The organism is Flavobacterium cellulosilyticum, from assembly GCF_004349355.1.
Taxonomy (GTDB): Bacteria; Bacteroidota; Bacteroidia; order Flavobacteriales; family Flavobacteriaceae; genus Flavobacterium; species Flavobacterium cellulosilyticum.
The window spans coordinates 46,815-61,459 of sequence record NZ_SMFK01000015.1; the positions used below are offsets into that span (position 1 = coordinate 46,815).

Below are 14,645 nucleotides of genomic sequence, written 5' to 3' on the forward strand. Positions count from 1 at the left end.
TGAATTTCTCATCTCCTTGATTAACAAATTCATGTAGTTGCTTTTTTAATTCCGATGTACTCGTAATGATAACTTTAATAGTGCCTCACCAATGTACAAATTCTGTTTCATAAATTATATCGAACGGGTGATAATTATTTAGACATTCAAAATCTCAAGTTTTTAATTATTTTCTATTTTTATTTTCAAGAAAGGTTTTTTGTTGATAACTATAATTGAATTTCAATCTCATAAAATGTAATTTTGGAAATGACTAAAACAGATTTAGCTTTTTGGGTTCGTCGTGCTATAAACACAAATCTAAAATCTAAAATCTAAAATCTAAAATTTCAATGTACTTAATATTCGATACCGAAACCACAGGATTACCAAAAAAATGGGGCGCACCTATTTCTGACACGGATAACTGGCCAAGATGTGTCCAAATTGCTTGGCAGTTGCATGATGACATGGGGAAAGTTGTTGAGCATCAGGATTATTTGGTTAAGCCCGAAGGATTCAATATTCCGTATGATGCGGAACGAATTCACGGAATTTCGACTGAATTGGCCGATGCCGAGGGGATATTGCTGGCCGAAGTTTTAGAAAAATTCAACATTGCCTTATCGAAAGCCACCTTTATTGTGGGTCAAAATTTAAGTTTTGATCTCAATATTATGGGTTGTGAATTTTATAGAGCCGGAATCGAAAGTCCAATGGGCTCGATGAAAATGCTCGACACTTGTACCGAAGTTACCGCCTCTTTATTGAAATTGCCAGGAGGACGTGGAGGGAAATTCAAGTTGCCTACTTTAACTGAATTACATCAATATCTTTTCAACAAACCATTTTCGGAAGCGCACAATGCTACTGCCGATGTGGAGGCAACTACCCGTTGTTTTTTCGAATTGATTCGTACAGATGTTTTTACTAAAAAAGAACTTGAAGTCGAACAGGAATACTTTCAAGATTTCAAAAATAAAAATCCAAGAGAAATTCAACTTATTGGATTACAGCATATCAATTTAAAAGAAGCTTCCAATAAAATTCGTCAACAATTGGGTGCCAAGCAATCGGCAACTATTTCGAAAAAGGAACTTTCAGAAAACAAACAGACTTTAGTTGACGCTAGTTTTGTGCATTTGCACAATCACACACAATTTTCGGTTTTGCAATCTACAATTAGTGTTCCAGCCTTAGTTAAAGCAGCATCACAACAAAAAATGCCTGCTGTGGCGATGACTGATCACGCCAATTTGATGGGTGCTTTTCATTTTGTTCGTGATGTTATTTATCATAATAAAGCGGCTGAAGCCAAAAACAAGGAATTAATCGAAAAAGGGGAGGAGCCAACCGAAGTTTCAATGAAACCTATCGTCGGTTGTGAATTTTTTGTTTGTGAAGACCATAAAAACAAGTCGGTAAAAGATAATGGTTATCAAGTGGTACTGTTGGCGAAAACCAAAAAAGGCTATCATAATTTGGCCAAGATGTCCTCTATTGGTTATACCGAAGGATTTTATTATGTGCCTCGAATAGACCGCAAAGTCATTCAACAATACAAAGAAGATATCATAGTGTTGTCGGGGAATCTTTATGGTGAAATTCCGTCTAAGATTTTGAACTTGGGTGAAAACCAAGCCGAAGAAGCATTGTTATGGTGGAAAAATGAATTTGGCAATGATTTTTATATCGAAGTCATGCGTCACAATCAAGAAGATGAAAATCGTGTCAATGAGGTGTTGATTTCATTGGCTAGAAAGCATGAAGTCAAGCTAATTGCGACAAACAACACCTTTTACATTAAAAAAGAAAATGCCAATGCTCACGATATTTTGTTGTGTGTAAAGGAGGGCGAAAAACAAACTACGCCAATCGGTCGTGGCCGGGGCTATCGTTTTGGATTGCCGAATCAGGAATATTATTTTAAGTCGGGAGATGAAATGAAGCAATTGTTCAACAATTTGCCAGAAGCGATTTCGAACATTTCCGAAATTGTCGATAAAATAGAAATTTACAATTTAGCGCGTGAAGTTTTACTTCCTAAATTTGAAATTCCGGAGGAGTTCATAGTTCCAGAAGATGCGGTTGATGGCGGTGTGCGAGGTGAAAACGCTTATTTGAGACATCTTACTTATGAAGGTGCAAAAAAGCGGTATCCCGAAATTACAGAAGTTGTTAGGGAAAGATTGGATTTCGAATTGTTAACTATTCAAAATTCAGGTTATCCTGGTTATTTCTTGATTGTTCAGGATTTCATTGCCGAAGCTCGCAATATGGGAGTTTCTGTTGGACCTGGAAGGGGTTCTGCAGCGGGTTCTGTGGTGGCTTATTGTTTGAAGATTACCAATATTGATCCCTTAATGTACAACCTGCTTTTTGAGCGTTTCCTAAATCCGGATCGTGTGTCACTACCCGATATTGATATCGATTTTGATGACGAAGGACGAAGCAGCGTTATGGATTATGTAATTCGAAAATACGGCCAAAAACAAGTGGCTCAGATTATTACTTATGGTAAAATGGCAACAAAATCGGCCATTCGAGATACGGCTCGTGTATTGGATTTGCCTTTATTCGAAGCAGATAAAATTGCCAAATTGATTCCAGGAATGATGCCGTCAAAATGGAATCTAGCACGGTTTTTAAGTGAAAAGGAAGATTTAATTAAGAAAGCCGTTCGCCCAGAAGAATATGATAAAATCAAAGAATTAATTGGTTTGTCTAATGAAGATGATTTGGGTGGAGAAACCATTCAACAAGCCAAAGTTTTAGAAGGAAATCTTAGAAACACAGGAATACACGCTTGTGGAGTGATTATCACGCCGAGTGATATTACGGATTTTGTTCCTGTGACAACCGCTAAGGATTCGGATTTGTATGTTACTCAGTTTGATAACTCGGTGGTGGAAAGTGCCGGTTTATTGAAGATGGACTTCTTGGGTTTGAAGACCCTTACCTTAATAAAAGACACCGTTAAATTAGTAAAATACCGAAGTAATATTGACTTGAATCCGGATGAATTTCCAATCGATGATCTAAAGACCTACGAGCTTTTTCAACGCGGAGAAACGGTGGGGATTTTTCAGTATGAAAGTCCCGGAATGCAAAAATACATGAAGGAGTTGAAGCCTACGGTTTTTCCTGATTTAATAGCTATGAACGCCTTGTATCGTCCGGGTCCAATTGCTTACATTCCGAGTTTTGTCAAGCGGAAAAATGGAGAAGAGGAAATTGTGTATGACCTTGACGCCTGCGAAGAATTACTAAAAGATACCTATGGAATTACGGTCTACCAAGAACAGGTAATGCTTTTGTCTCAAAAACTAGCGGATTTCTCCAAAGGTGATGCCGACGTTTTGCGTAAGGCGATGGGGAAAAAGCAGAAAGATGTTTTGGATAAAATGAAACCCAAATTTATCAGTCAGGCTGCTGCCAAAGGACATGCCGAGGATAAATTAGAAAAAATATGGAAAGACTGGGAAGCCTTTGCGGAATATGCTTTCAACAAATCGCACTCGACTTGTTATGCTTGGATTGCCTATCAAACGGCTTTTTTAAAAGCGAATTATCCAGCGGAATATATGGCAGCGGTATTGTCGAATAATATGAGTGATATCAAGCAAGTTTCCTTCTTTATGGAAGAATGCAAACGAATGGGATTACAGGTTTTAGGGCCAGACGTAAACGAATCTTTTTATAAATTTACCGTAAATGATGATTATGCGGTTCGTTTTGGAATGGGAGCGGTAAAAGGTGTTGGTTCTGGAGCAGTTGCTACTATTGTTGATAGTAGAAAAGACGGAAAATACAAGTCGATTTTTGATTTAACCAAGCGTATCGATTTGCGTGCAGCAAACAAAAAAGCATTAGAAAATCTGGCTTTGGCTGGTGGATTCGATTCGTTTGGAGACACAACTCGCGCTCAATATTTTCACGAAGAAGGAGATGGTGTTACTTTTTACGAAAAAGCCATTCGTTATGGTGCTAAGTTTCAAGAAAACGAAAATTCATCGCAGGTTAGTTTATTTGGCGAAAGCAGCGATGTTCAAATTGAAGAACCGGTAGTTCCACCTTGCGAGGATTGGTCAACTATGGAAAAATTAGCCAAAGAAAAAGAAGTAGTTGGAATTTATATTTCAGGTCATCCGCTGGATGATTTTAAATATGAAATGAAATATTTCTGTAATTCGAAATTGGAATCGCTGAAAGATTTGAACCAGCATTTGAATAAAAACTTGACTTTTGGAGGAATTGTTAGCAATGTGCAACACCGTGTTGCTAAGAATGGAAAAGGGTGGGCAATCTTTAATTTAGAAGGCTATGACGAAAGTTATGAGTTCAAAATTTTTGGAGAAGAATACATGAAAAACAGGCATTACCTTATTGCTAATAGTTTTACCTATATAAAAATATTGGTAAAAGAGGGCTGGACCGATAGGGATACAGGCAAAAAAGGGGATCCAAGATTACAATTCACAGAATTTAAAATGCTGCAAGATGTATTCGAAAACTTTGCCAAAAAATTAAATATTTTATTGAATGTGAAAGATTTGAATTCGGATTTTATTTCGAATTTAAACGCCGTTTTTCAAGCTAATAAAGGAGATAATTCGGTTACATTTGATATTTTGGAATTAGAAACTATTAAAAAACAAGTGGAAACCGTTCCAGAAATGGAGAAAGAAGAAGAGAAAACAGAAACAACTTTATTCGATGATGAAGTACAAGATGAGTCAGTTATTTTTACTGATGAACTTTCAGAAGATGAAGAACCTTTACTTACAGCGACAGTTACAGAGGTTGAAGAAACCAAGGTGATTACACATATTTCGATGGTTAGCCGAAAGTTGAAAATTAAGATTTCGCATGAGTTGTTGACGGAATTAGAGAAGATGCAGCTTAATTTTAAGTTGAATTAATCAATTATAACAATTTATAAATAGTTAAATGTAATACAAGTTACACTTGGTAACTCAAATCTTTCTTTATCTTTGTATTCAGTTTGAAATGGAAGACTTTCATGCTTTTTAAACCTTAAACAATAATAATATGGCATTAGTAATAACAGATGCTACTTTTGATGAAGTAGTTTTGAAATCCGACAAACCGGTAATGGTAGATTTTTGGGCAGCTTGGTGTGGACCATGTAGAATGGTAGGACCGATCATAGACCAACTTGGAGATGAATACGAAGGTAAAGTAGTCGTTGGTAAAGTAGATGTAGATGCAAATCAAGAATTTGCTGCAAAATACGGAGTGAGAAATATTCCAACAGTTTTGGTTTTTCACAACGGAGAAGTAGTAGGAAAGCAAGTAGGAGTAGCTCCTAAGCAAACTTACGCTGATAGTTTAGACGCATTGTTGTAATCTATAGATTATGATTTATATATAAAGGTTTGGCGAAAGTCAAGCCTTTTTTTTATTTAAAAAATACCGCAGATTCACAGATTTTAAAAATTGGAAAGGATTTATATTTTGGCTATTTAGTTATTAAATTTTATTTTTTAAAAGTTGAAATTGTTAATGCTAATTATAATTTCTACTGATGTCTGCGATTTCAAATTATATTTTTTTTTACAAATTAAATAATGAATTTAAAATCTGCGAATCTGCGGTTTAATTTTTATATCATTCAATCTTTTAATACATTTGAGAGATGAAGATCGAATCGCAATTAGAAAAAATATCCAGTTTTCAGCATCTTGAATTGTTAGCCAATCAAATTGTGGAAGGCTTTATATCAGGAATGCACAAAAGTCCTTTTCATGGGTTTTCGGCAGAATTTTCAGAGCATAAGGTTTATAATGTAGGCGAAAGTACCAAGCACATCGATTGGAAATTATTTGCCAAAACGGATAGGCTTTACACGAAACGATTTGAAGAAGACACCAATTTGAGGTGCCATATTATCATCGATAACTCTTCATCGATGCACTATCCAAAATTAGAAAATAACGAACAATTTTTCGAAAATAAAATAGGATTTTCTGTTTTAGCATCAGCGGTGCTGATGAATCTATTAAAGAAACAGCGAGATGCAATAGGTCTAAGTGTGTTTTCGGATACGTATGAGTATTATTCACCTGAAAAGGGAAGTGATCGTCATCACCGGATGATTTTGAACACTCTCGAAAGCCTTTTAGAAAAACCGAAAGTTCAAAAAAACACGGACACCATTACATTCTTGCATCAAATAGCCGAAAAGATTCACCGCCGTTCCATGATTGTTTTATTTACGGATATGTTTCAATTGGGCGATGAACAAGCCTTATTTACAGCCTTACAACATTTGAAACACAACAAGCACAAAGTGGTTTTATTTCATGTTATAGACAACAAAACAGAGCTTAATTTTGATTTTGATACTACTCCAAGAAAATTTATTGATCTAGAAACAGGTGATGAAGTAAATCTTTTTGCCCAAAATGTAAAGGAGGAATACGAAAAAGGGATCAATGCCTACTTCAAAAAACTCGAATTGACTTGTTCGCAAAACAAAATTAAGTACGTTCGTGTTGGTGTTGGTGAAAATTTTGAAAAAATTTTAACGACTTATTTAGTTGAAAAACAAAACCTTGGATAGGTCATCTAAAAATAATTTAAAATTCTCTTGTAAAAGGCTTGCAGAAACGAAAATGTAGTGTATCTTTGCCACCGCAATAAAGCAGAGGTTTGGTAGTTCAGTTGGTTAGAATACATGCCTGTCACGCATGGGGTCGCGGGTTCGAGTCCCGTCCAGACCGCTAAATTGGTAAAGAGCGATTCAGAGATGAATCGCTTTTTTTGCCAATAATAGTATCTAAAGCAGTTGTGTTGTTTTCGCTACCACTTTGTAACTCGTAGCTCGGTTTAGTAGTTAGACCAATGAAAAGCTTTCCACTTTGTGGATGGCTTTTTTGATTTTAGGGCAATTCCTAATTTTAGTATTTCTTCTTAATTTTTTTCTCTCCATTCACTTCCAATTATAGGATCAATCCCAAAAAGTATTTCTTGGGTTCGATTCGTTTCTTGCATTAATAAAATTGTTTAGAATTTATTAAAAAATTAAATAAAAATCAAGACAGAAATTTATGAAATGTAAAACAAACATTATTTTTTATTAAATTAGCGCAATCGATTGTACTATAAACTTTAAAAACCAAAAAACCTATGAAAAAAAAATACTTATTATGTGTTGCGTTGATGTTCTTTGCTGCCATAATTCATGGACAAATAACAAATTCTGTTACCTATGATTTTAGGGATGGGACAATTATTTCATCAAAACAAAGCGCTGATGGTAAACTTACATTAGCTGGTGCGTATATTTGGCATAACAGTAGTCCAACAGGTTACGGGCTGGATTTAAAAGTGAATCAAGAGGTTAATATCGCTGTGTCTGGTAGTTGTACAATTAGATTTTTAGGTTCTGCATATTCTGGCTTAAAAATGGTCGGTACAGCTACGGTTTCAGGAGATCTAGGAACTCAAGTTACAAAAGTAGCTGCTGATAAAGTAGATACTTATGATTTTGTATATTCTGGAGTTGCGAAAACTTTAAATTTCAAAACGGTAGCGGGAACAGGTGGAGATACTTATCTTCCTACAATTCAAGTTATTCCTGCTCAATTAGGGAAAGACTTTACAGTAGCAGAAAAAAATATTCCTTATTATTTTGATTTAAGAAATCAAAGTATTGTGCCTTCTAGCCCTCCAAACAATATTGAAGTAGGCTTATTCAAGATGACTGCTGGAACTTCAAATGGTCTTGGTCTAAACGGTAGTCAGCATGGTATTACTTTTAAAGATGGGAATGCAATAACGCTTAAAGTTGCGGGTAACAGTTATATTAGAGTTGCAGCAGATCAATATTCAGCTGGAGCAATCAAGGCAACTAGTGCAACTGGAGCTTTTAATATTGTTTCTCAAAGTAACAATACTGGAGCTACATTTAGTGATGGAGCTCCTCTATATATTGATTTTCTTTATGTAGGTACTGCAGGTACAGTTGTTCTTGAACACACAGGTGGTGGTACAACTTACTTGCCTTACATTGAAATTTCTCCGAATCCTTATAATGTTTCTTTAAGTACCTATACTCAGAAATCCGGTACAGTAACTATAAATGGAGTAGCCATTAACTTAACTTCTGGTGCTACTTCTACTGACAATGCTTCAATTACTTTAAGTAGTGGCATTGTATTAAGTGCTTTGAGTGATAATGGTTTTGTTGCCCTTAATCTGGGAGGTAACATGTCAACAATTACTCCTACTGTTTCTGGAGATATTGCATCAGCAACAATCTCTGGTAGTAATTTAAATATTACTTATGCTAATAGCAGTAATGATCCAAAAACATACACAATAAAACTCTATGATAACAGTTATTTAAACGGAATAACTAAATATGATTTTAGAGATGGAACTATTATTACTGCAAAACAAAGCACAGATGGTTTACTTATTTTAGGAGGAGCTTATACTTTTCACGGTGCAACTTATGGTCTTGATTTAAAAGCGAATCAAGAAATGAATCTTACTGTTGCTGGAACTAGTGCAATAAAGTTTCTAGGTTCACAATATTCATCAATGAGTATGTTGGGAACTGCAACGGTATCTGGAGATTTAGGAACACAAGCTACAAAAGCTACGACGGATTTAACGGATACTTATGATTTTGTTTATTCAGGTGCTTCAAAAGCTTTAAACTTTAAAGCTGTTACTCCTGGAACAGACATTTATCTTCCTTCGGTAAGTATTATACCTGCTCAAATGGGGGCTGCTTATGCTGCAACAGTAAAAAATGTGCCTTACTTCTTTGACTTTAGAGATGGAAGTATTGTTCCAAAAGTCACTCTTGGGAATACGGGTATAAATAAAGGATTAGTAGAAATTGTCCCAGGTTCAACTAGTGCATATGGTTACAATGGCACACAACATGGTTCTATTCTAAAAGCAGGGAATCAAATTAAACTCAAAGTATATGGTAATTCCTATATTAAAATAGGAGGAAGTATTTATTCTGCTGGAACAATTGCTGTTTCAAGTGCAACTGGTAATTTTGATAAAGCATCCCAATCCTCAACCACATCAGCAAATTTTGATACTAATAGAACTTCAGTAGATTTTCTTTATGTGGGAACTGCAGGGATTGTAACATTAGATTTTACTGGAACGAATTATGTTCCATACATTGAGGTTGTTCCAGTAACAACTCCTGTTTCATTAACTCCTTGGGTTCAAAAAACAGGAACAATAACCATTAATGGAACAGTAATAAATTTCACAGCAGGTGCAGACATTAGTACTAATGCGACAGTAAATTTAAGTTCTGGAACAGTTGTAAGTGCTACAAATGTTGCAGCTTCGATACAAATACCTTTAAATGGTAATGCTTTATCAAGTTATTCATCAACATTAACAGGTGATATAGCTTCGGTTTCAGCAAGTGGAAATGCACTTACAATTACTTTTTCAAATCCTACATCAAATCCCAAAACCTATACTTTAAATATTGCAGATAATAGCGTCATAGTTGAAGCTGTTGCTGGACAAACCTATGCTTATAATTTTACAGATGGGACTGTTCTTCCACAAACAAGTTACCAAGCATTGCGTTACAACACTTTTACAACAAGTGATGGCATTCTTAATTTAAAAAGCAACACCGCTACCGATGCCAATAAGTTTGGTTATCACGATGCAGCGCATGGTGCAGTGTTTTTTCCAGGAAATTCTATGAATATGATAGTTGCAGGTAAGGCAACAATTACTTTTGTAGTCTGTACCTATGGTAGTGGAGTTGACGGTGTTTTTGAATTTAAAGATGCGAATTCAAATATATTAGGTTCTGTAAATGCTCAAAATATTGGAGGAGCGGATGCTACCGCTGTAAGTTTTACTTATACAGGGACTAAAGGGGTAATTACCGCAACATTAAAAAGTGCTGGTTTTCCAAATGCTGAATTTTATATTCATGGTATGAATATAGAAAATGCAGCAGCAATCGTTGTCTCAAATGGAAAAACTGATGTATGGGATTTTGGTGCAGAACAATTGGATACAGCCTTATACAATAACAAATTAACATCAAGTATTATAAATTCTTGGTATTCTCCATCGATTGTAGTGGGAAGTTCAGCTAATGTTTTGCCATCTTTTACTGCTGGAGTATTGAGTTGGGTTGGTGGTTCAAACGACAGATTGAGAACTACAAATACAGCTCTTACACGTTATGATGAGAACATAGGTAGTGCAGTAGGATATAAGGGTAGGGTATATGTTAATGGGGCTGCTGCTTCAGGACGATATATGAGTCTTACCTTAAGCGCAGATGATGAGGTTACTGTAGTTGCAAGTACAGATTCAGGTGGAATGGTTAACTTTCAATATGTTGCAGATGCCGCTTCTCAAACGAATGTTGTTTCAGTGCCAACTAGCTTGACAGAACTTCACTTTGTTGCAAAACAAGCAGGTGCTTATCATATTTTTGATACTCAAGGCAAACCAAGTTATTATAGAATTTTAAGAAAAGATGCTAACTATAAAACGTTAACCGGAAATGTAGATGTTACTCAGGCATCTGGAATACCTAATGGATACACTATTGTTTTTACTAATGCAGCCGGAAAAACTTGGTCTTCAACCGTGTCATCAGGATCTTATAGTGTAAAACTTCCAATTGGTTATACCTATCAATTGAGTTTGTCTAATGCCAATGGTTATATTATCAGTAATGGTAATTCTTTAAATGTTACTGACACAACAACAACTTATAATATAACAATTGTAAAAGTACAATTGTACACAGTAAGTGGTTCTATTACAGGACTAGGAACCGATATATCAAAATTAACGTTAAAGTATGTTCCTAATCCAGCAGCTAATAAAATATATGTGCCTAGTCCAGTTATAAATACTGGAGCATCAACATATACAATAGATTTAGAGCCAAATGTTGAGTATACTATTTCTGGTCAAGGGGTTAATAATTTTGAAATACTTTCAAATAAAATTACTATTGGTAATTCAAATGTAAATTCAAATGTAGTTTTTACAGCTAAACCAGTTTATACAGTTGCTATAAATACCACGGGATTAAATTCGGCTCAATTGTCTAAATTGGCATTAACTTTTACAAATTTGAATGAATCGGGCTATGTGTATAATTTCACTTCCGTTTCTGGTATCGCTTTGCGAAATGGTGTTTATACAGTAGCTTATAGTGGTCTAGATGAATATCCAGTTGAAACGAGCTTAATTTCTAACCTAACAGTGAATGGAGTAAACACAGTCAAGTCATTTGCTTTTAAACCAGTAACTAATTGGTCTTTTGATGATAAAGTGATTGTAAATGGAAATCCTGCCTATAAAGGAATGCTTTTTACAGGTACAGTTGCAAACGAAATCTCCAAAGGACATTTAACAACAAAAGCAGGAGCAACTATTAAAGTTCCAGTAAATGTTGGAGATAAAGTGGCTATTACTTATTATTATTCAGCAGATTTTTCAATTGAAGGTGGTACAGCCATAACAACTACAAGCAATAGTACAAGTGTCTTTGAAAATGTTGAATATTCTTATACTGGTTCTGCTCCTGGTTTTGTTACTATTACAGTAGGTTCTGGTGCCGTTACTACCTATTTTACAAATATTGCAGTCGGAGGTAGTAATCCATATAAATCAGTAATTACAGTAGGTACAGATAAAGATTATCAAACTATAAATGGGGCACTTAGTGCGATTTCTAAAATGACTCGTACCAGCACAGATCGTGTAATTATCATGATAGATCCAGGGAACTACGAAGAAATGCTTGACATCACACAAGCAAATGTCACCTTGAAAAATGCGGCGGCTACTCCTAATATTGACTTAATCAACAAAGGAGTCGATATAAAATCGGGTGCAGTTCGAATTACTTCGTATTATGGTCATGGTTATAACTACTATAGTATGAAAAATAATCAGAAATGGGATGCCGATGTGTTAAGAGTAAATAAAGAAAATGGGTATTTAACTTATGAAAACAAAGGATCAGGAACAACGAATGGTTCTTATTGGAATGCTACAGTAGTTGTTTATGCCAATGGTTTTGAAGCCAATAATATTATTTTCGAAAACTCATATAATCAATATATTTCGAAAAAAGAATCTGAGGATGTAGTGGTGATGTGGACTTCTGGAAGCAAAGGGCTTAGACCAACAACTATGGGAAGCACTGCCGTTCAAGACAGAAGTTTTGTGGAGAGAGCTGCTGCGATTTCGATTGCAAATAATATAGATAAAGTGGTGTTGAATAAATGTAGAGTTGTAGGTCGTCAGGATACATTCTTTGGAGGCTCAGGATCTAGAGTTGTTGTTTATAAAGGAGTAATGATGGGAGCTGTTGATTATATTTTTGGTGGTATGGATGCTGTCTTTTATAAAACTGATTTAGCGATGAATACTAGTGATGTAAGTGGCGATGAATCCTACTTAAGTGCAGCGCAACAAGCTTCAGGAAGAGGGTATTTAATGTACGAATGTAACGTTACTACTGCAATACCTGGAACCGAAACAGCTTCTGTTTATCGTTCTAAACCAGGTTATTTCGGTCGCCCATGGGAAGCTACAACTAGTGAAGTAGTATTTTACAATACTACAATTGAAACCTCTAATTATCCAGGATCTGAAGGTTTATCATTGATTAAACCTCTTGGATGGCAAAACACATTGGGCGGTACTTCTGCTAAAATGTATGAGTATGGAACTATTGAAAATTCGGGTTTAAATAACTCATCTAGTCGTGCATCATGGGCCACTTTATTATCTGTGCCAACTCTAACAGATGGAACGGCTATTACCACTTTTAATTTTACTAAAGGCTCAGATGGTTGGGATCCAATTCCTCAATTAATTACAAATGATCCACTTGGAGTCAAGCAATATCTTGCTAATTCTAATGTAAGTGTGTATGCCTACAAAGAAACAATAGTGGTATCTAATGTAAAATCAAGCACGAAAATTAAAGTTTATAATTTAAATGGCGCATTGGTAAAATCATTCGAAACTAGCGAAAACACGCAGTTTAATTTAAACAAAGGTGTGTGGGTTGTTGTAGTTAAGGATGCCCAAGGTCAAAAAGCAGTTAAATTAATGACATATTAATTAATTAAATAAGCATAAGTAAAAGCCCTAATTTTTTAGGGCTTTTTTTTGTTTTTTATTTCAAAAAAATCCCGCTTTATTTGTCCAAACAACCCAAAGAAATAATCCTAAAAACACCATACAAACAACAAACTTCATAAAGCTAGACGCTAGTAAACCAATAAAGGATCCTGTTGCCGCTTTAAATGCGCGATGATGGTCTTTGTGATCATAAATGAGTTCACCTATAAAGGCACCTACAAAAGGGCCAATAATGAAACCCAAAGGTATTGGAGCAAAAATCCCAACAAGCAAACCAATATTTGTTCCCCAAATGCCATAAGAACTTCCACCAAATTTTTTGGTGCCTTTAGCAGGAATCACATAATCTAGTATGGAAATTAGAGCTGTAATTATAAAGCTAATTCCAAGGATCCAATAATTCGCGGGCACTGCATTCGTGAAATAAAGTAAAGCTAATCCAATCCAACTCAAACTAGGCCCCGGTAGGACAGGTAGTAAACTCCCTACAACGCCTAGAAGCATCAACGCAAAACCTAGAATCAACAGGAATATATCCATAAATTTTTTTTTAGTATTTTTGAAAATTAAAAGGTAATTAGAAATAAAAGTATAAAAACCTTTGTTTTAAAAATGAATATGCGAAAAATATTTTAATACTACTATTGTTCTTCTTCTTTGCTTATAGCATTCATGCATAAGAAAAACAAGTAAATTCTGTTGATGAAGCATTAAAATAATCGATTTATAACCAGAATAAAAAAGAAGTTATGAATTACTCTATGAAAGAATTTGAAACTCTTTTTTTTGAGTTTTTAAGTAAAAAAACAAATGACAGTTTGGTTTTAACGAAAGAGGAATTTTACACTTACACAGTTAAAATGGCTATTTATTCGGATCGATTAGCAACCTTATATCCTAAGGAAAAAGAAGTTGCCCAAGCAAGTAAAAAGAAGTGGATGTCAGAAAGCTATGAAGATTGTTTGCTTTCTAAACAAATCCAAAAAAAATAATTGTATTTTTATCCAATATTAGTTCCATTCAAACACACACCATTGAAACACTTTTTACTTTTTTTTATAATCATTCTTTTTAACTCCTGTCAATATTTTGACAAGAAAGTTCCGTCAGAGAAAGATTTGCTGCAAAAGGAATTGAAAGCCATCAATTGGAAGGAAGTTGATGAATTTCCTTCTGTTGCAGATTGTGATAAAATAGAGAGTAAAATCATGCGCCAACAGTGTTTTTTTGAATACATGACCCAACTTATTCAATTTAAATTAAGCGTCGACACCTTATCAATGCTTTATCCAGAATTAGATACCATAGAAGTAAAAGTTACAATATATCCTAATTCAAGATTACAATTCGAGCCCCTTTTTCCCAAAGATTCCGTTGCTTATGATACTATAAAAATTGATAGTATTCTTAAAGCACGTTTAGTAGGTTTTCCAAAAATAAATCCAGCTATTAAAAGAGGGATTCCTGTAAAAACCCAATTTATTTTACCCGTAATTCTCAAAGTCGAATAATCA

Annotated in this window: 7 protein-coding genes and 1 tRNA gene; 7 read left to right on the forward strand and 1 reads right to left on the reverse strand. The window is 34.9% G+C overall.

From position 1 onward, the window contains the following. The first annotated feature begins 332 nt into the window (after positions 1-332). The 5 genes from dnaE to E0F76_RS16300 all read left to right on the forward strand — a co-directional run bounded on the left by dnaE (position 333) and on the right by E0F76_RS16300 (position 13,110). Positions 333-4,901, forward strand: coding sequence for a DNA polymerase III subunit alpha (dnaE, locus tag E0F76_RS16280; RefSeq protein WP_132008596.1), 4,569 nt, complete (start codon positions 333-335; stop codon positions 4,899-4,901). Between the two features lie 130 nt (positions 4,902-5,031). Beyond that, positions 5,032-5,349, forward strand: coding sequence for a thioredoxin (gene trxA / locus E0F76_RS16285; RefSeq protein WP_132008599.1), 318 nt, complete (start codon positions 5,032-5,034; stop codon positions 5,347-5,349). A gap of 289 nt (positions 5,350-5,638) precedes the next feature. Then, entirely contained in the window at positions 5,639-6,565 is a 927-nt protein-coding gene (locus E0F76_RS16290) for a DUF58 domain-containing protein (protein WP_132008602.1), read from the forward strand. An 86-nt stretch (positions 6,566-6,651) separates the two neighbouring features. After that, a tRNA-Asp gene (locus E0F76_RS16295) sits at positions 6,652-6,725 on the forward strand. Positions 6,726-7,131: 406 nt separating this feature from the next. Continuing rightward, on the forward strand, positions 7,132-13,110 hold the full coding sequence (locus E0F76_RS16300; protein ID WP_132008605.1) for a hypothetical protein: 5,979 nt from the start codon (positions 7,132-7,134) through the stop codon (positions 13,108-13,110). Between the two features lie 60 nt (positions 13,111-13,170). Here E0F76_RS16300 and E0F76_RS16305 read toward each other — a convergent pair whose 3' ends face one another. Continuing rightward, positions 13,171-13,671: a DUF456 domain-containing protein gene (locus E0F76_RS16305; protein ID WP_132008608.1), complete on the reverse strand. Its 501-nt coding sequence runs from the start codon at positions 13,669-13,671 to the stop codon at positions 13,171-13,173. A gap of 209 nt (positions 13,672-13,880) precedes the next feature. Here E0F76_RS16305 and E0F76_RS16310 point away from each other — a divergent pair, with 209 nt between their 5' ends. Both E0F76_RS16310 and E0F76_RS16315 read left to right on the forward strand, forming a co-directional pair. Continuing rightward, positions 13,881-14,123: a hypothetical protein gene (locus E0F76_RS16310; RefSeq protein ID WP_132008611.1), complete on the forward strand. Its 243-nt coding sequence runs from the start codon at positions 13,881-13,883 to the stop codon at positions 14,121-14,123. 42 nt (positions 14,124-14,165) lie between these two features. Continuing rightward, a complete protein-coding gene (locus E0F76_RS16315) occupies positions 14,166-14,642 on the forward strand; it encodes a hypothetical protein (RefSeq protein ID WP_132008614.1) in 477 nt (158 codons plus the stop codon). Positions 14,643-14,645: the final 3 nt, after the last annotated feature.